The organism is Burkholderia gladioli (genome assembly GCF_000959725.1).
Taxonomy (GTDB): domain Bacteria; phylum Pseudomonadota; class Gammaproteobacteria; order Burkholderiales; family Burkholderiaceae; genus Burkholderia; species Burkholderia gladioli.
In genome coordinates this window covers 442,038-461,213 of record NZ_CP009322.1, presented here as the reverse complement: position 1 = coordinate 461,213, position 19,176 = coordinate 442,038, and the positions used below count along the sequence as shown (strand labels likewise).

Genomic DNA, 19,176 nt, shown 5'->3' with positions numbered 1-19,176 from the left:
TCGAACTCGTCCACGCCGTCCAGGAAACCGCCCCACTTGCTGTAGCTCTTGCCCGGCTGGCCCTTGCGCGCGTCGAAATAGACCTCGTGATCCCAGCGCGTGCTCGGAATCTCGGTAATGCAGTCGCGACCGGTGCTGAGGTTCTCCCAGAACGCATCGAGATCGGCTGCCTGCGGGTAACGTCCCGCCAGGCCGATCACGGCGACTGCCTGGGTGCCGGTCGCCGTCGCCTCGGGACGGTCTTGCGGCAAGCTCGCGCTCGCTGTCGCCGGCGGCACGGCCAGGCCGCGCGTGGCCACGGCCATGGCGCGCATCGTCCTCGCGCCCGCCTGGTACGCCCCGGGCGGCGCCGACGGCGCGCTCGCGGCCACGCCGAGCCAGCGCGCCACCGAAGCCGCATGCGACACGGAGAAATATCGACTGACCTCGCCGACGGTCCGGTACTCGAACAGCAGCGTTTTCGACAGAGGGCCGAGTTCGCGCTCGAACTCGCCGGTCAGCCGCATCACCGTCACCGAGTCGATGCCGTAGCGATCCAGCGGGGCGTCGACCTCGATGCGTGCGAGCGGTACCTCCAGCACGGCCGCCACCCGCGTCTTGACCGCTTCGACGATGGCGGCCAGCGGCACGGCCGGCCCGTCGTCCGTGCCGCTCGAGCCGTCCGAGCCACCGTCACGCGCCAACGCGCGCAACCGGGCGATGCGCGCGGCGGCCTCGCCGCGCTCGATGCTGCCCGCCTGGATCTGACGATAGAGCGCCGTGATTTCGTCGCGCACATCGGCGCGTTGCGTTGCCGGGTTCATGCCAGGAGCCACTCCTCGAATTCGGTTTCGCTCAACGTGCCGTTCGCGATACGCTCGATCAGCGCGTGTGCCGGTTCTTCCAGCGGGTCGGGCCGCGCGCCGGACGCGGTGCCGGTCACCGGCGCGGCGGCCCGAGCCGGCGGCGTCTGGCCGGCAGGCAGCACGCAGACCTGGTCCAAGCCCGAGGCGAAGGCGCGATAGAACGCCGCCAGCCCCGCCTCGCTCGACAACGGCCGAACGCCGTAGCGCTCGCGCAGACGCTCGGCCGTCGCCGCGTCCACCCGCATCCCACCCTGCGCCCACAGCGGCCAGTTGATCGACAGCGTCCGGCCATGCCGTTGCCCCCCGCGAACCCGCGCGTTGCGCATCGCCGCGAAGCCGTCCATGAAGCCGTTCGCGCTCGCGTAGTCGGCCTGGCCCACGTTGCCGAACACGGCAGCCGTCGACGAGAAGCTCACCAGGAAATCCAGCCGCAGCGCCGCCGTGGCCGCATCCAGCGCCTGCAGGCCCGCCACCTTCGGCGCCAATACCTCGCGCAATTGCGACGGCTGCTTGTTGAACAGGAACGCGTCGCGCAGCAGACCCGCGCTGTGCAGCACGCCGTCCAGGCGGCCGTGATCGGCCACCACCGAGTCGACCGCCGCGCGCACCGCCGCCGCGTCGCCCAGGTCGAGGCGGCGGTATTCGACGCGCGCGTCGCCCTCGCCCGCCAGCGCGCGCAAGGCCTCGCGCGCCTCGGCATCGAGTTCGCTACGCCCACTCAGGACCAGCGTCGCACGCCGCGTCCGACTCGCGATCTCCCGGGCGAACAGGCGGCCCAAGCCCCCTGCTCCACCGGTGATCAGGTACACGCCGCCTTCGCGCCACGGCAGCCCCTCCGGCATGGAAGGCGTCGACGGCAGCCAGCCCAGTTCGGAGCGGCCGCTACCCGGTGCATGGCGCCGCTCCACGACTTCGGGCTCGGCATCGGCCTCCAGATCCAGGCAAGCGGCGAGATCGATCGTGCTCATCGCCGGCTCGATCTCGATCAGCTGTGCCGAGATTCGCGGGTTCTCCTCGCGCGCCGTCTTCAGCAGGCCCGCCAGGCCGCGCTTCCAGGCCGCCGTCTCGCCGCCGCGCACCGCCACTTGCAGCAGCACGTCGCCGGCATCGCGCTCGCGCAGCAACTCGCCCACCACGCCCAGCAATTGCTCCAGCGCTGCGCCGAAGGCGGCCGCCGGGTCCGCCTCGGCCTGCTCAAGCGCCAGGCCCGACAGTTCGACGCCCGGCAACGCCGCGCCCAGCGCTTCCAGCGCCCTGCTCCCGCTACCCAGCAAGGCCGGATCGACCAGCACGTACCGGCGCGCGTGACGGGGTTTCCCGTCGCCTTGCGCCTCGCGCGGCGCGTCCTGCCAGACCGGCGCCAGCAACTGCGCGCCCTCTCCTCGATGCGCCCGGCTCGTCAGCCCCTCCAGCACCACCGACACCTGTCCTTGCGCGTCGCAGATCGTCAGGTCGCGCTTGCTCGTCGTCTCACCCGAGCCCGCCGCCTCCCGCACCACCACATACGCCTCGCGCGGCGGCCTGGCGTGGATGCGAATTCGATCGAGCGCGAACGGCAGGCTCAGGCCCGCTTCCGCCTCGTCCAGCCCGGCTCCGGCCTGCAACGCGCTGTCGAGCAGCGACGGATGCAGCACATACGCCTCGCTGCCCGCGCCCGCTGCCGCATCCGGCACCCGCAGACGGCCGAGCGCGAAGCGCAGGCCTTGCGCGTCGCGACCCGTCCCAAGCTCGACCAGGCCGCGATGCGCCGGGCCGTAATGGATTCCGCTGGCGTCGAACCCGGCATAACAGGCCTCGCCGCTCCTCCAGGCTTCCACCCGCGACAGCAGCTCGCCCAGATCGAGCGGGCCGGGGACGTCCGCCTCGTCCACCGTCGACGCATAGCCCTGGCCGTGCACGGTGCGCACGCCCTCCACCTCGCGATAGACCTCGTAGCGCACCGCCCCCGCGCCGCTCGCCTCCAGCCCGATGCGCACCTGCAACGGCCCCGCGCCGTCATGCACCAGCGGCTCGGACCAGGCCACGTGCGTGAGCGCCACGGCCGGTGCCGCGCCGCCGTCGGGCGGCGTCAGCGAGGCCTGCACTGCCGCACGCGCCATCTCCAGATAGGCCACGCCAGGCAGCACCCTCGCCCCGCCCACCTGGTGATCCGCCAGGAACCACTCGCTGCCGTCCAGCCAGGTGTCGAAACGCTGTCCATACAGCGTCGAGCTGTTCTCGTGCAGCAGCGGATGGCGCGATGGCCCGGTCTCGACAGCGGCCGCCTCGGCCTGGCGAATCCAGTAGCGTTCGCGCGCGAACGGATAACCGGGCAGCGAGACGCGCCGCGCCGGCCGCTCGCGCATCAGCGCGCGCCAGTCGACCCGCAGCCCGCGCACCCAGAGGGCCAGCAGCCGATCGAGCCGTCCACGCGCGATCCAGTCGTCCAGCGTCGCGCGCAATTCGTCGGCGCTGCCGAGCAAGGCCATCGTCTCGCCCACCTCGCCGCGTCGAACCTCGCCGAACCACAGCATTCCGTCCTCGGCTCCGCTAGCGGCGCCGTCGAGCGCGGCCACGAGCCTTGCGACGAGTTCGTCGATCGACCCGGCGAGACAGGCGAAGCGATGCTCGTGCGCCTCGCGTCCCACCTGCAGCGTGTAGGCCAGCGCCGGCAGTTCCACATCGCGCCAGGCGCGCCGCGCCAGCGCATCGCGCAGGCGCGCGATCCGACCGCGCAAGGCCGCCGGAGTCCGTGCCGACAGCACGATCATCTCGGGCGTGGCGCGAGGCGCGTCTTCCCCGGCCTCGTCGTGCGTGCTCGCCGCGTACTCCTCGACGATCAGGTGCGCGTTGGCCCCGCCCGCACCGAACGACGAGATGCCGGCGATCCGCGGCAGCTCGTGCTCGATGCCCGCCGCCGTCGCGCGCGGGCGCACCCAGTCGGCCAGCTCGCGCTGCACGCGCAAGGCGGTGCGCTCGAAATCGATATGCGGATTCAGCGTGTCGGCATGCAGGCTCGGAACCAGCCGGCCGTGCCGCATCTGCAGCAGCACCTTGGTCAGCCCGGCAATGCCCGCCGCGCTTTCGGCATGGCCGATGTTCGATTTCACCGAGCCGATCGCGCAACGACGTCCGGCTGCGGCATGCGCGTCGCCGAAAGCCTGCGTCAACCCGGCGATCTCGATCGGATCGCCGAGCTCGGTGCCGGTGCCGTGCGCCTCGACATAGCTGATCTCGTCGGCACGCACGCCGGCGGCGGCCAGCGCCGCCTCGATCAGCTCGCGCTGGGCGCCCGGGTTGGGCACCGTGTAGCCGTTGGTCTTGCCGCCGTGATTGATGCTCGAGCCGCGGATCAGGGCATGGATCACGTCGCCGTCGGCCAGCGCGTCGTCGATCCGCCTGAGCAGCACCGCGCCCACGCCCTCGCCGGGCACGTAGCCGTCGCCGCCCGCGCCGAAGCTGCGGCAGCGGCCGTCGCTGGAGGCGAAATGACCCTGGCTCAGGCTCAGATACTTGTTCGGATGAATCGACACGTTCACGCCGCCGGCCAACGCCGCGTCGCACTCGCCGCGCAACAGGCTCTCGCGCGCCAGGTGAATCGCCGTCAGCGACGAGGAGCACATCGTGTCGACGGCCATGCTCGGCCCGCGAAAATCGAAGCAATACGACACGCGGTTCGCGATCGAGGACGGGTTGCCGTTCAAGGCGACGCCACCGCCGCCGCCACGCTGCGTCTGCACGCCGAGCAGCGGATATTCCTCGTACATCACGCCGACGAACACGCCGACGCGATCCGTGCCGAGCGATTCGCGCGTATGGCCCGCATCCTCCAGCGTGTGATAGGCGCACTGCAGGAACAGGCGCTCCTGCGGATCGATCAGTTGGGCCTCGCGCGGCGAGATGTTGAAGAACAGCGGATCGAACTCGTCCACGCCGTCGAGGAAGCCGCCCCACTTGCTGTAACTCATGCCGCGGCGATCCTTGCCGGCATCGTAGAAACCGGTCAGCGCCCAGCGCTCGGGCGGGATCTCGGTGATCGCGTCGCGACCGCTCTCGAGGTTGTCCCAGAACGCATCGAGGTCGTTCGCCTGTGGATAACGGCCGCCGAGGCCGACGATCGCGATCCGGGTGTCAGCCAGGCCGCCAGCCGGGCCGTCTGCCGGCGCGCGCGCGGCCCGGGCGAACCGCAGGCGGTTCGCGAACGATGCCTCGATCGCGGGCCCGGAGGACGGCACCGGACGCGGGGCCGGGCCGGCGGGGCGGCTCGTCGGCAGCGGTGCCGCGCTCGGGGACGCGAGCCCGAGCAGATCGAGCATGCGCTCGCGATGCGCCTGGACGAAGTGGCGACTCAACTCGGCGACATTGCGGTATTCGAAGAACAGCGTCTTCGACAGCGGGCCGAAGCGACTTTCCAGCGCCGAGGTCAGTTGCATCACGCGCACCGAATCGATGCCGTAGCGGTCGAGGGGTGCATCGTCGTCGAGCTGGTCCGCGCCCACCTTCAATTGCGCGGCCAGCCACTTGCGGAAATACTCGATCGCGCGTGCGGCGAGTGCGTCGTTTTCGGTCGCTGTCGGAGTCGTCACGGTGGTCGGAACCGTGGCGGTGGCCGCGCTCATGACCGGCCGTGCCGGCGCGACGCGTGGCGCGCCGGCCCGAGCCGGCGGCGTCTGGCCGGCGGGCAGCACGCAGACCTGGTCCAGGCCCGAGGCGAAAGCGCGATAGAACGCCGCCAGCCCCGCCTCGCTCGACAACGGCCGAACGCCGTAGCGCTCGCGCAGACGCTCGGCCGTCGCCGCGTCCACCCGCATCCCGCCCTGCGCCCACAGCGGCCAGTTGATCGACAGCGTCCGGCCATGCCGTTGCCCCCCGCGAACCCGCGCGTTGCGCATCGCCGCGAAGCCGTCCATGAAGCCGTTCGCGCTCGCGTAGTCGGCCTGGCCCACGTTGCCGAACACGGCAGCCGTCGACGAGAAGCTCACCAGGAAATCCAGCCGCAGCGCCGCCGTGGCCGCATCCAGCGCCTGCAGGCCCGCCACCTTCGGCGCCAATACCTCGCGCAATTGCGACGGCTGCTTGTTGAACAGGAACGCGTCGCGCAGCAGACCCGCGCTGTGCAGCACGCCGTCCAGGCGGCCGTGATCGGCCACCACCGAGTCGACCGCCGCGCGCACCGCCGCCGCGTCGCCCAGGTCGAGGCGGCGGTATTCGACGCGCGCGTCGCCCTCGCCCGCCAGCGCGCGCAAGGCCTCGCGCGCCTCGGCATCGAGTTCGCTACGCCCACTCAGGACCAGCGTCGCACGCCGCGTCCGACTCGCGATCTCCCGGGCGAACAGGCGGCCCAAGCCCCCTGCTCCACCGGTGATCAGGTACACGCCGCCTTCGCGCCACGGCAGCCCCTCCGGCATGGAAGGCGTCGACGGCAGCCAGCCCAGTTCGGAGCGGCCGCTACCCGGTGCATGGCGCCGCTCCACGACTTCGGGCTCGGCATCGGCCTCCAGATCCAGGCAAGCGGCGAGATCGATCGTGCTCATCGCCGGCTCGATCTCGATCAGCTGTGCCGAGATTCGCGGGTTCTCCTCGCGCGCCGTCTTCAGCAGGCCCGCCAGGCCGCGCTTCCAGGCCGCCGTCTCGCCGCCGCGCACCGCCACTTGCAGCAGCACGTCGCCGGCATCGCGCTCGCGCAGCAACTCGCCCACCACGCCCAGCAATTGCTCCAGCGCTGCGCCGAAGGCGGCCGCCGGGTCCGCCTCGGCCTGCTCAAGCGCCAGGCCCGACAGTTCGACGCCCGGCAACGCCGCGCCCAGCGCTTCCAGCGCCCCGCTCCCGCTACCCAGCAAGGCCGGATCGACCAGCACGTACCGGCGCGCGTGACGGGGTTTCCCGTCGCCTTGCGCCTCGCGCGGCGCGTCCTGCCAGACCGGCGCCAGCAACTGCGCGCCCTCTCCTCGATGCGCCCGGCTCGTCAGCCCCTCCAGCACCACCGACACCTGTCCTTGCGCGTCGCAGATCGTCAGGTCGCGCTTGCTCGTCGTCTCACCCGAGCCCGCCGCCTCCCGCACCACCACATACGCCTCGCGCGGCGGCCTGGCGTGGATGCGAATTCGATCGAGCGCGAACGGCAGGCTCAGGCCCGCTTCCGCCTCGTCCAGCCCGGCTCCGGCCTGCAACGCGCTGTCGAGCAGCGACGGATGCAGCACATACGCCTCGCTGCCCGCGCCCGCTGCCGCATCCGGCACCCGCAGACGGCCGAGCGCGAAGCGCAGGCCTTGCGCGTCGCGACCCGTCCCAAGCTCGACCAGGCCGCGATGCGCCGGGCCGTAATGGATTCCGCTGGCGTCGAACCCGGCATAACAGGCCTCGCCGCTCCTCCAGGCTTCCACCCGCGACAGCAGCTCGCCCAGATCGAGCGGGCCGGGGACGTCCGCCTCGTCCACCGTCGACGCATAGCCCTGGCCGTGCACGGTACGCACGCCCTCCACCTCGCGATAGACCTCGTAGCGCACCGCCCCCGCGCCGCTCGCCTCCAGCCCGATGCGCACCTGCAACGGCCCCGCGCCGTCATGCACCAGCGGCTCGGACCAGGCCACGTGCGTGAGCGCCACGGCCGGTGCCGCGCCGCCGTCGGGCAGCGTCAGCGAGGCCTGCACCGCCGCACGCGCCATCTCCAGATAGGCCACGCCAGGCAGCACCCTCGCCCCGCCCACCCGGTGATCCGCCAGGAACCACTCGCTGCCGTCCAGCCAGGTGTCGAAACGCTGTCCATACAGCGTCGAGCTGTTCTCGTGCAGCAGCGGATGGCGCGACGGCCCGGCAGCCATGCCCGGCTCCGTGGCGACCTCCCAGTAATGCCCACGCACGAACGCATAACCGGGCAGCGACGCGACGCGCATGCGCCGTCCCGCATAGAGGCGCTGCCAGTCGAACTCGACGCCCTGGGTCCAGGCCTCGAGCAGACGCGCGTACTTGCGCTTGTCGAGCCAGCTGTCGAGCGTGCGCGCCGCGTCCTCGTCTCCGGCGAACACGGCCAGCGCGCCGTGATGCGCGCGGATATCGCCCTGGTGGCGCCCGCGCTCGGATGCCTCGCCGCCGGCAAAGCGTTCGAGTTCGTCGATCGCTTCGTCGATCGAGCCGGCCACGAAGGCGAGCCGATGCTCGAACGCCTCGCGACCGGTCTGCAGGGTGAAGGCGATCTCGCCGAGCGTCGCGTCGCCATGATCGCCCCGCCGCAAGGCGGCGAGCAGGCGTTGCGCAGCCTCTCTCAACGGCGCCTGCTCGCGGGCGGACAAGACGATCGCCACCGGCTCACGCGGATCGGCCTGGTGGTACTCGCGCGAATCGAGGTACTCCTCCACGATCAGGTGCGCGTTCGCACCGCCCGCCCCGAACGACGAGATGCCAGCCAATCGTGGCAGCTCGCGCTCGATGCCCGCCGCCGTCGCACGCGCACGAGGCCACCGGGCCAGCTCGCGCTGGACCCGGAACGGCGTGGCGCCGAAGTCGATCAACGGGTTGGTGTGGTCGGCATGCAGGCTCGGCGCCAGCTCGCCGTGACGCATCTGCAGCAGCACCTTGGTCAGTCCGGCGATGCCGGCCGCGCTTTCGGCATGGCCGATGTTCGACTTCACCGAGCCGATCGCGCAGGGCAGGGCCCGCTCGTGCGTCTGCCGCGAAGCCTGGGCGAAGGCCTTGGCGAGCCCCGCGATCTCGATCGGATCGCCCAGTGCGGTGCCCGTGCCGTGCGCCTCGAGATAGGCGACGGCCGCTGAATCGATGCCACCACGCGTCAGTGCCTCGACGATCAGCTCGGCCTGCGCATTCGGGTTCGGCACCGTGAAACCATTGGTCTTGCCGCCGTGATTGATCGCGCTCGCGCGAATCACGCCATGGATCCGGTCGCCGTCCGCCTCGGCCGCGCCCAGGCGCTTGAGCAGCACCGCGCCCACGCCCTCGCCCGGCACCATCCCGTCGCCGCCCTCGCCGAAGCTGCGGCACCGCCCTCGCGGCGACAACATGCGATGCCGGCACAGTTCGACGTAGTTGCTCGGGTGCAGGTACAGGTTGACCCCACCCGCGATCGCCAGCTCGCACTCGTCGCGCAGCAGATGTTCGCAGGCTTCGTGGATCGCCGTCAGCGAGGACGAGCACATCGTGTCGATCGGCAGGCTCGGGCCGTGCAGATTCAGGAAGTACGACACGCGGTTCGCCACCGAGCTGAACGAGGTATGCGGGAAGCGCAGCGGGTCGTCCCGGCGTGCACCCGGCCCGTGCAGGTCGAAGCCGGTCTTGGTGACGCCGACGAACACGCCGACCCGCGAACCGTGCCGGCGCGCGATCCTGTCGCGCGTATAGCCGGCATCCTCGATCACGTGCCAGCAGGTTTCGAGAAACAGGCGTTCCTGCGGATCGATATCCTCGGCGTCGCGCGGCGACAGGTTGAAGAACAATGGATCGAACTGGGCAAAGCTCTCGACGAAGCCGCCCCATTTGGCGTAGCTGCGGCCCTGCGCCACCGCCTGCTCGACGTCCTCGCAATAGAAGCCGTCGAGCGACCAGCGTTCGGCAGGGATCTCGGTGATGCAGTCGCGTCCCTCGCGCAGGTTCTCCCAGTACGCGTTCAGGTCCGGCGCTTGCGGGTAGCGGCCCGCCAGCCCGATGATCGCGACGCCCTCGCGAGGGCGTGCTTCGGCTGCAAGCGTCGGCGCCGGCTTGCGCGCCTCGACGGCCAGTTTGTCCCTCGGCCTGGCCTCGGCAGCGGCCGCAGCCGCCGCGCGAACCGGGCCCACCCAGCCCAGGCACGCCGCCGCGTGATGCTCGCTCAGGTAACCCGCCAATCCGGCGAGCGTCGGATATTCGAACCACAAGGTCTTCGGGATCGCCTCGAAGGTCTTCTCCAGCTCGCGGTTCAAGCGCGTGATCAGCACCGAATCGATGCCGTAACTTTCGAGCGCTTCCTCGCTGTCGATGCGCGACACCGGCAGTTGCGTCACCGACGCGAACAGCACCTTCAGACGCTGCACGACGCGTTCGCGCAATGGCGCGTCCACCCCACGCCCCGGTTCTCGCGCGGCAAGCGCGGCAACCGGCGCGGTCGCCGCCAGATCCAGGCCCAGGCCCGCCGGCTCGCCGCCGAGCACCACCGCGCACGGCCGCCCAGACGTCACCGCCTGCGACAGCAGCCGCATTCCCGGCTCTTTGCCCAGCCCCGGCCATCCCGCCTCCCGCAGCGCCCGCTCCGCCTCCTCGCCCAGCCGCATGCCGCCATCGGCCCACCACGGCCACGCCACCGATACCGACGCGCCACGCCTCAGCCCCGCTTCCACCAGGCTCGCCCGGTAGCGCGCGAATCCGTCCTCGAACGCGTTCGCCGCCGCGTAATCGCCCTGCCCCACATTGCCCCATACGCCGGCGATCGACGAGAACAGCACGAAGCAGTCCAGGTCCAGTTGCGCGCTCGCCGCGTCCAGGTTCACCGTGCCCGCCACCTTTGGCGCCAGCACCGCGTCGAGGCTCGCCGCTGTCTTGCGCAGGGCGTAGGCGTCATCGATCAGGCCCGCCGCGTGCAGCACGCCGTGCAAGGCGCCCTCGCGCGCCACGATATCCGACAGCGCGGCATGCACCGCCGGCGCATCCGTCACGTCCAGCGATACGTAGCGCACGCTGCCGCCGCTCACTACCGCACGCGCGTGCAGTGCCCCGATCACTTCGTCCGTCTCGGCCGAGGCCGCGCGCCGCCCGGCCAGCACGAGCTTCACGCCCTGTACCGTGTCCACCAGACGGCCCGCCAGCAGCCGACCCAGCCCGCCCACGCCGCCCGTGATCAGGTACACGCCGCCCTCGCGCCACGGCGAGGATGGCGCTTCCGTCTCAGGCCAGGCGCGCAACGTCAGCACCTCGCGTACACCATCGGCCCGATAGCGGATCTCGCGATCGCCGTGACGGCGCGCATCGTCGTCCAGTCGTTGCGCGAGCACGGCCGGCGCGACATCCACCGGCATCCGGATCGCCTGGCCCGACAGCAGCGGATTTTCTCGAGCGAGGCTCTTGATCAAGGCAATCACGCCGTCCAGCGCGGCGCCCTCGGCCTGCTCGCCGAACCGCACGAGCTGCACCCGCAGCGGCGTGCGCGGATGCGTGGCCAGCCATTCACGCAGCAGCGCGAACACCTGCCCGACCTGCGCCGTGTAGCGCCGGGCAAGCGAGTCGCGCACGCTCGACGCAGCGCTGCCGACGAGTGCGATCACGCGCGTCGACGCCCCGTCAGGCACGCTCACGCGCGCGGCCTCGCCTTCCACCAGCATCCAGCGCGCCGCCGGCACATCCACAGCCGCTGCTGCCGCACCGGCCAGCCAAACCGGCTCCAGCATCCGCGCCGACGGAACCGCCGGCCCGCCCGTGCCCGCCTGCGCCGCATTGCCTGCCGCGTAGGGCGAGCCGAACGAGGCCGCCCAGTAAGACTCGCGGGCGAACGGATAAGTCGGCAGCATCAAGCGCACCGGGCGCCGCGCGCTATCCTCGTACAACGCGTCCCAGTCGCAGTGGGCGCCCTGCACCCACTGCGCGGCCAGCTCGCGCAGCACGGCCTCGCGTTCGGTCGCGCCGGCCTCACGAAGCCGCCGGCCGATCTCCGCCTCGTCGACCCGGCCGGCGGATGCCTTCGCCCGCCCGCGCGCCGGCGCGTGCCCGAGGCCATCCAGGATGCGCAGCGCATCGGCCGGGTCGCGCGCGACGAAGGCGAGCCGCTCGCTCATCGCCTCGCGCCCGACTTGCAGGGTATGGGCGAGCGCGGCGAGATCCGCGTGCGCATTCGCGCGCAGCCAGCCCGCAAGGCGCTCGACGACCAACGGCAGACGCTCGCCATCGCGCGCCGACAACACGATCAGCTGAGCTCGCGCGTCGTGCCCCGCATCGCCGTCGCCCGGGGCGAGCCGGTGCGTCGGCGCCTCGTCCACCACGAGATGGGCGTTGGTGCCGCTGAAACCAAACGAATTGATCGCCGCGCGCCGCAGGCCGCCCGCAGGTACCGTCCAATCACACAAGGCCGTATTGATGCGGAACGGGCTGCTCTCCAGCAGGAGATGCGGGTTCGGCGTGACGAAATGAATGCTCGGCGGCAACTGCCGATGCCGCAGCGCGAGCAGCACCTTCAGCAGCCCGGAAATGCCGGCCGCCGCGAGCGAGTGGCCGATGTTGCTCTTGACCGAGCCGAGCGCGCAGCCGGCGCGCGACGCGGCATGCGCGCCGAACGACGCCGTCAGCGCCTCGAGCTCGATCGGATCGCCGAGCTGAGTGCCCGTGCCATGCGCCTCGACCAGGCTGATGCTTGCCGGATCGATACCGAAGCGCCGGTGCACCCCGGCCTGCAGCGCGGCCTGGGAGGCCACGCTCGGCGCGGTGATGCCGTTGGTCCGGCCGTCCTGGTTCACGCCCCAGCCGCTCAGCACGCCATGCACGGGATCCCCATCGCGCAGCGCATCGTCGAGCCGCTTGAGCAGTACCACGCCGACGCCCTCGGCCGGCACGAATCCATCCGCGCGCGAATCGAAGCTGTGGCAGCGGCCGGTCGGCGACAGCATGCCGGCGTCGCTGGCCATGATGTGCAGGTCCGGCCCGGCCAGCACGCAGACACCACCGGCCAGCGCGAGTTCGCTGCGGCCCTCGGCGAGGCTGTCGCAGGCGGTCGCTACGGCGACCAGCGACGACGAGCACGCGGTGTCGATCGACAGGCAAGGCCCCTTCAGGTCGAGCGCATAGGCGATGCGCGCGGCGAGGATCGAGGAGGAGGCGCCCATCAGGTCCTGCGCCGTCAGCGACGCCGCCGGCAAGCCGCGGTGATAGTCGCCGTGCACGCAGCCCGCGAACACGCCGCAGGCGCTGCCGGCAAGACGCCGCGGATCGATGCCGGCCGACTCCACGCAGGCCCACGCGTGCTCGAGGAAGAGCCGCTGCTGGGGATCCATCGCGGCGGCTTCCACCGGCGAGATGCGGAAGAACAGCGGATCGAAGCGATCGGCCTCGTCGAGCAGGCCGAGCCACCGGCTCGCGCTGCGCCCGGCGGCGCCGGAACCGTCGCAATATGCCTCGACATCCCAGCGCGAGGCCGGCACCTCCGACACGCAGTCGCGGCCGGCGGCGAGGTTGTCCCAGAAGCGCGCCAGATCCGGCGATTTCGGAAAAGCGCCCGACATGCCCACCACGGCGATCCGGCCGGGCTGCCCCTCACGCGGCGCATGCGTCTCGCTGGCCGGCTGCGCGGCCGCCGACGCTCGGCGCGGCACCACAGGCAACGGGGCTGGCCGCGCCGCTTCGCGCGCGGCGATCTCGCGCTGCGCGACCAGCCGCGACACGCAGGCCTCGACGCAATCGTCGAGCGCGCCGCCGCGATGGCGGATCACCACCTTGCCAACATGCTCGCCAGTGGCGACGTAGCGCAACGCCTCGCCGAGCTGCTCGGCCGGATAGACGCGCGAGACGATCGGCACCAGCGCCCCGGTCTCGAACAGCGGCAGCAAGCCGGCCAGCGTTTCTCCCCAATCGAGGCCGCGCGCGCGGGCGCGGCGCAAATCGATACTGTGGAACGACTGGTTGTCGACCAGCCGCGAGAGATCGAGCGTCCCGCTGGTGCGCAGGCCGTGCACGGCGATCTCCACATAACGGCCGGCCGGCGCGAGGCTGTCCAGGCCGCGCTGGATCGCGTCGCCCGACAGCATGTTCAGCACCACGTCGACGCCCCGGCCGTCGGTCAAGCCGGCCAGTTCGCGATCGAACGCGGCACGGTAATCGAGCACATGTTCGACGCCGATGCGCTCCAGCAGCGCGCGCTTGGCGGCTCGACTCGAGGTGCCGTACACGCGCGCGCCGCGCAGGCGCGCCAACTGGATCGCGGCGAGACCGCAGCCGCCGGTGGCGGTCTGGATCAGCACGCGCTCCCCGGCCGCGAGCCGGCCGGTCTCGAAGGCGTGATGCGCGGTCAGGAACGCGACGGGAAGGCTCGCGGCCTCCTCGAAGCCGAGCCGCGACGGCTTGGGCAGCACGTTGGCGGCCGGCACCACCACCCGGCTCGCCAGCCCGCCCATGCGCTCGCCCGTCAGCGCCAGCACGGCTTCGCCAACCCGGATCCCCACCACCGCCCGACCGACGGCGGCCACCACGCCCGCCACCTCGAAACCGGGCACGAAAGGGTAAGCCGGCTGAGTCGGATACAGGCCTTGCACACACATCACGTCGGGGAAGTTGAGCGCCGAGGCGCGGACCTCGATCAGCACCTCGTCGTCGCCGGGCTCGCCGGGCGTCCAGGGCTCGACGGACAGCTCGTCGAGCGCGTGCACGGTGCGCACCACCAGGCCGTAGTCGCCCGCTGGCAGCGGCGTGCTCGCCTCGCCGGAAGGCGAAGGCGCAGCGGCGATCGGCGCCCGCGTGACCGGGGCGACCAGCCCGACCGGTGGCTCGGCTGGCCTCGCCGAATCGCGCCGCGCGACGCCCCATTGCTCGACGAGATGCGCGGCCAGCAGGCGGATCGTCACATGATCGTAGAGCCGCGTCGCCGGCAGGGCGATCCCGTAAGCCTTGTTGATCGCCCGCGCCCACTCGACGCCGACGATCGAATCGAGGCCCAGCTCGACGAACGGCCGCTCGGGATCGATCTCGTCGGCAGGCAGATAGAGCGACTGGCCGAGGCTTTCTGCAAGCTCGCGCTCGAGAATCAGATCCGGACCGGAATCGATCGTACGCCGGCGCGACGTCGCTGCGTCCGGCGCAACCGATCTTTCAATAATTTCGTCGTGCGAAATATTAAGATCAAATGAATCCGCGTCCGTGGCTTGGACCGCCACGTTCCCCGCCTCAGCCGGTTCCGGTTCCGGTTCCGGTTCCGGTTCCGGTTCCGGTTCCGGTTCCGGTTCTGGAGCAGCCAGCAGCGTCTCGAGATACCGCGTCAACTGCGCGATGGTCGGATGATCGTAGAGACGCGTCGCCGGCAATTGCAGGCCGTAGGCGCGATTGATCGCCCGCGTCCACTCGACGCCGGTGATCGAATCGAGACCCAGCTCGAAGAACGGCTGATCGGCGTCGACCCCGGTTTCGTCGTCCATGCAGAGCGCCTGGGCCAGCCCGCGCGCGAGTTCGGCCGCCAGGTCGCGGACCGGTTTCGCGGATGCCGCCACCACCGCGCGGCTGGCGGGCGCGACCGCGGCCTTCGGCAATGCCGCCGCGCGATCGGGCATCGACGCGGCCGGCTCGACCTCGGCCTCGGATACGGCCGGCGACAAGGGCGACGAGGACGACAAGGCCGGCAGGGGCTGCGGGCTCGCCGCCGCCGGCGCGTCCACGGCGGGCAAGGCGGGCCGGGGCCGCTCGGGCGGCACGGCCGCCTCCTCGCGCTCGAGCGACAGCAGCGCGATTCCGGCTGGCTTGGCGGCCCCCGCGCCTTCCGGCACGGCCCGCTGCGCGGGAAGACGCACGCCGTCGAGCACGGCGGCGCGCGACACCGTGCCCGGCGCCGGCGGCGAGATCCAATAGCGGCGCCGCACGAACGGATAACGCGGCAGGGCCAGCGGCCCCGGGCGGGCGCCCTCGAACAGCCGCGCCCAGTCGATCGGCTGACCGTCGGCCCAGAGACGCGCGAGCGAGGCGTATTCGCGGCGCTGGATCAGCGCGGCGAGCGTCGCCTCGTCGGCACGCGTGGCGCGCTCGCGCCGCGCGCGGCCGCGAATCGTCGGCACCGCGGCGGCCGCGTCCTCCGCGCCGGCCACCAAGGCGTCGAGCCCCGCCAACAGCGCATCGACGCCATCGACGACGAACGCGACCCGCTCGTCGAACTCCTCCTTGGCCACATCGAACCAATAGACGAAATCGGCGAACGCCGCACCGCTCGCCGGCCAGACCTCGCGCAGATATTTCGCCACCGCCGCGCTCCAGTCGCGCAGGCGCGCCTCGTCGCCGGCCGACAGCACCACCAGCCAGGGCCCCTCGCCCGCCTCGACCGGCTTGCGCCGGGACGCCGCGCCGGTGCGGCGGAACTCCTCGACCACCACGTGCGCATAGGCACCGCCATAACCGAACGAACTCACGCCGGCGCGCCGGCGCAGGCGCGAGCGACCGCTCGTCGGCGCGGGCCACGCGAGCGTTTCGGTGGGAATGCGAAAGCGCGTGCCCTCGAGCTTGATGCGCGGATTCAGCGTCTGGAAATTCAGGTTGGCGGGTATCGTGTGATGCCGCAGCGCCAGCAGCACCTTGATCAGGCCGGCGATCCCGGCCGCGCCTTCGAGGTGGCCGATATTGGTCTTGACCGCGCCGAGCACGCACTGCCCTGGTTCGACACGGGTTCGCGAGCGCGCGCGGCCGGCCGGTGCCGCCAGGTGGGTCGATTCGAAGGCCTGCTTGAGTCCGAGCAGTTCGATCGGATCGCCCAGCGAGGTCCCGGTGCCATGCACCTCGATATAACCGACCATCGCCGGATCGACACCGGCGTCGCGATAGGCGTCGATCAGCAACTGGCGCTGCTGGTCGGGATTGGTGACGGTCAGGCCGCGCGTGCGGCCGCCGTGATTGATCGCGCCGCCGCGGATCACGCCATACACCTCGTTGCCGTCTGCCAGCGCCCGTCGCAAGGGCTTGAGCAGCACGGCACCGGCGCCCTCGCCGCGCACGTAGCCGTTGGCGTGCGCATCGAAGGTGCGGCACACCCCGTCCTTCGACAGCATGCCGGCCTGGGCGAACGCCAGGAAGCGGCTGGCGGCCCAGCAGATGTTGACACCGCCGGCCAGCGCCGCCTCGCATTCGCCCGAGCGGATCGCGCGGGCGGCCATCAGCACCGCGACCAGCGAACTCGAGCAGGCGGTGTCGACCGTCACGCTCGGCCCGCGGAAATCGAACACGAACGACACGCGGTTCGAGAGGATCGCGCTCGATGTGCCGGTCGAGCCGTAGAGCCCCGACGAATCGCCGACCCCGAACTCGGCCAGCAGATCGACATAGTCGTTGTTGCACACGCCCATGAACACCCCGACCTTGCGGCCCGCGAGCGAGGACGGCCGCACCCGTGCATCCTCGAGCGTATGCCAGAGCACCTCGAGCAGCACGCGCTGCTGCGGGTCCATGAACTCGGCTTCCTTCGGCGAGATGCGGAAGAAGCCGGCGTCGAAGCAATCGGCATGGTCGATGAAGCCGCCGCGGAACGCCGCCGCGCTGCGCGCGTCGCTCCAGCGTCCGTCGGGCACCGACGTGATCGCATTGCGCCCGGCCAGCAGGTTGTCCCAGAACGCCTCGGGACTGGCGGCCTGCGGAAAGCGGCAACCGATCCCAACCACCGCGACGTCGTCGCGATCGTCGTCGCCGCGCGACGCCACGCTCGCGGCCGTGCGCTTGCTGTCCTTGAGGTCCTTGCTTTTCATACCGTCACGCGTCCATCGATTTGTCGGGTGAGGAGCGGCTCGATCGCCGGCGGCGGCGGCGCCTGCCGCTCGACGAACTGCCGATGCAGCAACACGGTCGACAGCAGAAACAACAAGGTCTGGTTCTCTGCCTGGCCGATACGCCCGGCCGGCCGCGCCAGCAGCCGCTCGACGAAGGCCGCGCCGAATCGCGCATCGAGCACGCCGAGCCTGGCCAGCTCGTGCTCGGAGCGCAGCGCCTCGAGGTAATCGGGCCGGCAGGACAGGAAGGCACTCGCGTCGGGAGCGCGATACGGCTGCTTGGGCTTGCTGAGCAGGCGCTCGGGCAGGCGCGCGGCAAACGCGCGCTTGAGCAGGTACTTCTCGTCGTAGGCGTCGCCGAAGCGCAGGTTGGTCGCGAAGCCGAGCCGCACCACCGCCGGGTCAAGGAACGGGCAGCGATTCTCGACGCCATGCGCCAGACTCATGCGATCGCCCTGGGTCGACAGCAGATAACCGCCGAGCAGGGTGCGGAATTCGAGCCATTGCGCGCGTTGCACCGGCGCGAGCGCGGCGAAGCGCGGATCGGCGCCGGCCTGCGCGTCCAGCGCCCGCAATGGATCGTCGCGTTGCGCGAGCAGCCGCATCGAGAGCTGGGAGTTGTGGAAACGCAGGTCGTGCGAGAAGAACGCCTTGTCGCGTCCGCCGGCGAACTGGTTGAAAAAGCCGTACATCGAGGCGCGATTCCGCTCGTCGAACTGCGGCAGGTAGGGATACATGCGCGCCAGGCGCGCGTGGCGCGAATCGGGGTCGAGCTCGTGCCATGCCTCGCGCAGCAGGGTTTCCTTGAAGATGTCGTAGCCGAGATAGGCCTCGTCCGCCCCCTCGCCGGTCAGCACCACCTTGATGCCGTTTCGCCTCACCTCCCGCGAGAGCAGGTACATCGGCACGAAGGCGGTGCGGAACACCGGCGTTTCGGCGTGCCAGAGCGCATCGGGAAACGCCTGGGCGATGTCGCGATGCGTGATGTCGACCGACACGTGGCGCGTGCCGAGATGGCGCGCCATCAGTTGCTGGTCGCCCGATTCGTCGAATTCGCCGTCGTCGAAGCCGATCGAGAAGCTGCGCGTGCCGTCGCCCTTCTGCTCGCGCACGAGCGAGGCGACGATCGCCGAATCGAGCCCGCCGCTCAGGTAGATGCCCACCTCGACGTCGGCGTCGAGCCGCAGCCGCACGCTATCGGACAGCGCCTCCCGCACGCGCTCGGCGGCCTCCTGCTCGTCCACCGCGAGCGGCTCCACATCGAGCCGCAGCGGCGCGTGGCAGACGGTTTCGAAACGGCCGTCGCGCACCCGCAGGTAGCTGCCTGCCGGCACCTGGTCGATCTCCGCGAACGCGCCGCCGTGATCGTCGAGCGGCGTCCAGATGCGGAACACCGAGGCGAGCCGCTCCGGCGCGAAGCGGAAGCGGAAGCTGTCGCTGGCCAGGAAGCACTTCATTTCCGAGGCGAACATCAGCATGCCGTCGTGCTTCGTGTAGAACAGCGGACGCTTGCCGAAGCGATCGCGCGCCAGCACGATCGAACGATCCGCGCGGTCGTAGAGGCAGAACGCATAGGCGCCATTCAGGCGCTCCAGCGCGGCCGGCCCCCATTCGATCCAGGCGCGCAACAGCACTTCGGTATCCGAATTTGACTGGAAGCGCACGCCGCGCGCCTCCAGCTCTCGCCGCACCGCGCGATAGTTGTAGATCTCGCCGTTGAAGACGATCCAGTGCCGCCCGGCGTCGTCGCCGACTGGCTGCTGGCCGCCCGCGAGATCGACGATGCTGAGCCGCGCGTTGCCCAGCGCGACGGTGTCGTCAATGTAATAGCCCATCTCGTCGGGGCCGCGATGACGCAGCCGCGCCAGCATCCCCTTCAGGCAGGCCAGCTCAGGTCGACGCGAGGCGTCGAGGTCGAACAATCCGGCGATTCCGCACAC

At 71.2% G+C, this 19,176-nt stretch carries 3 protein-coding genes (1 of these 3 cut by a window edge); all 3 read right to left on the bottom strand.

The genetic code is table 11. The annotated features are described in order from the left end of the window. Tightly spaced (each overlapping or abutting the next), the 3 genes in view from BM43_RS37410 to asnB form a layout consistent with a single transcriptional unit that may run on beyond the window. Positions 1-803 carry the 5' portion of an SDR family NAD(P)-dependent oxidoreductase gene (locus BM43_RS37410; RefSeq protein WP_052710560.1) on the bottom strand. It extends 10,537 nt beyond the left edge of the window, so the window shows 803 of its 11,340 coding nt (coding positions 1-803); its start codon is at positions 801-803; the stop codon falls past the left edge of the window. Further along, a complete protein-coding gene (locus tag BM43_RS42465) occupies positions 800-17,215 on the bottom strand; it encodes an SDR family NAD(P)-dependent oxidoreductase (RefSeq protein WP_052710559.1) in 16,416 nt (5,471 codons plus the stop codon). The genes BM43_RS37410 and BM43_RS42465 overlap by 4 nt, the downstream gene beginning before the upstream one ends. Further along, positions 17,212-19,176, bottom strand: coding sequence for an asparagine synthase (glutamine-hydrolyzing) (asnB, locus tag BM43_RS03225; protein ID WP_036056888.1), 1,965 nt, complete (start codon positions 19,174-19,176; stop codon positions 17,212-17,214). The genes BM43_RS42465 and asnB overlap by 4 nt, the downstream gene beginning before the upstream one ends.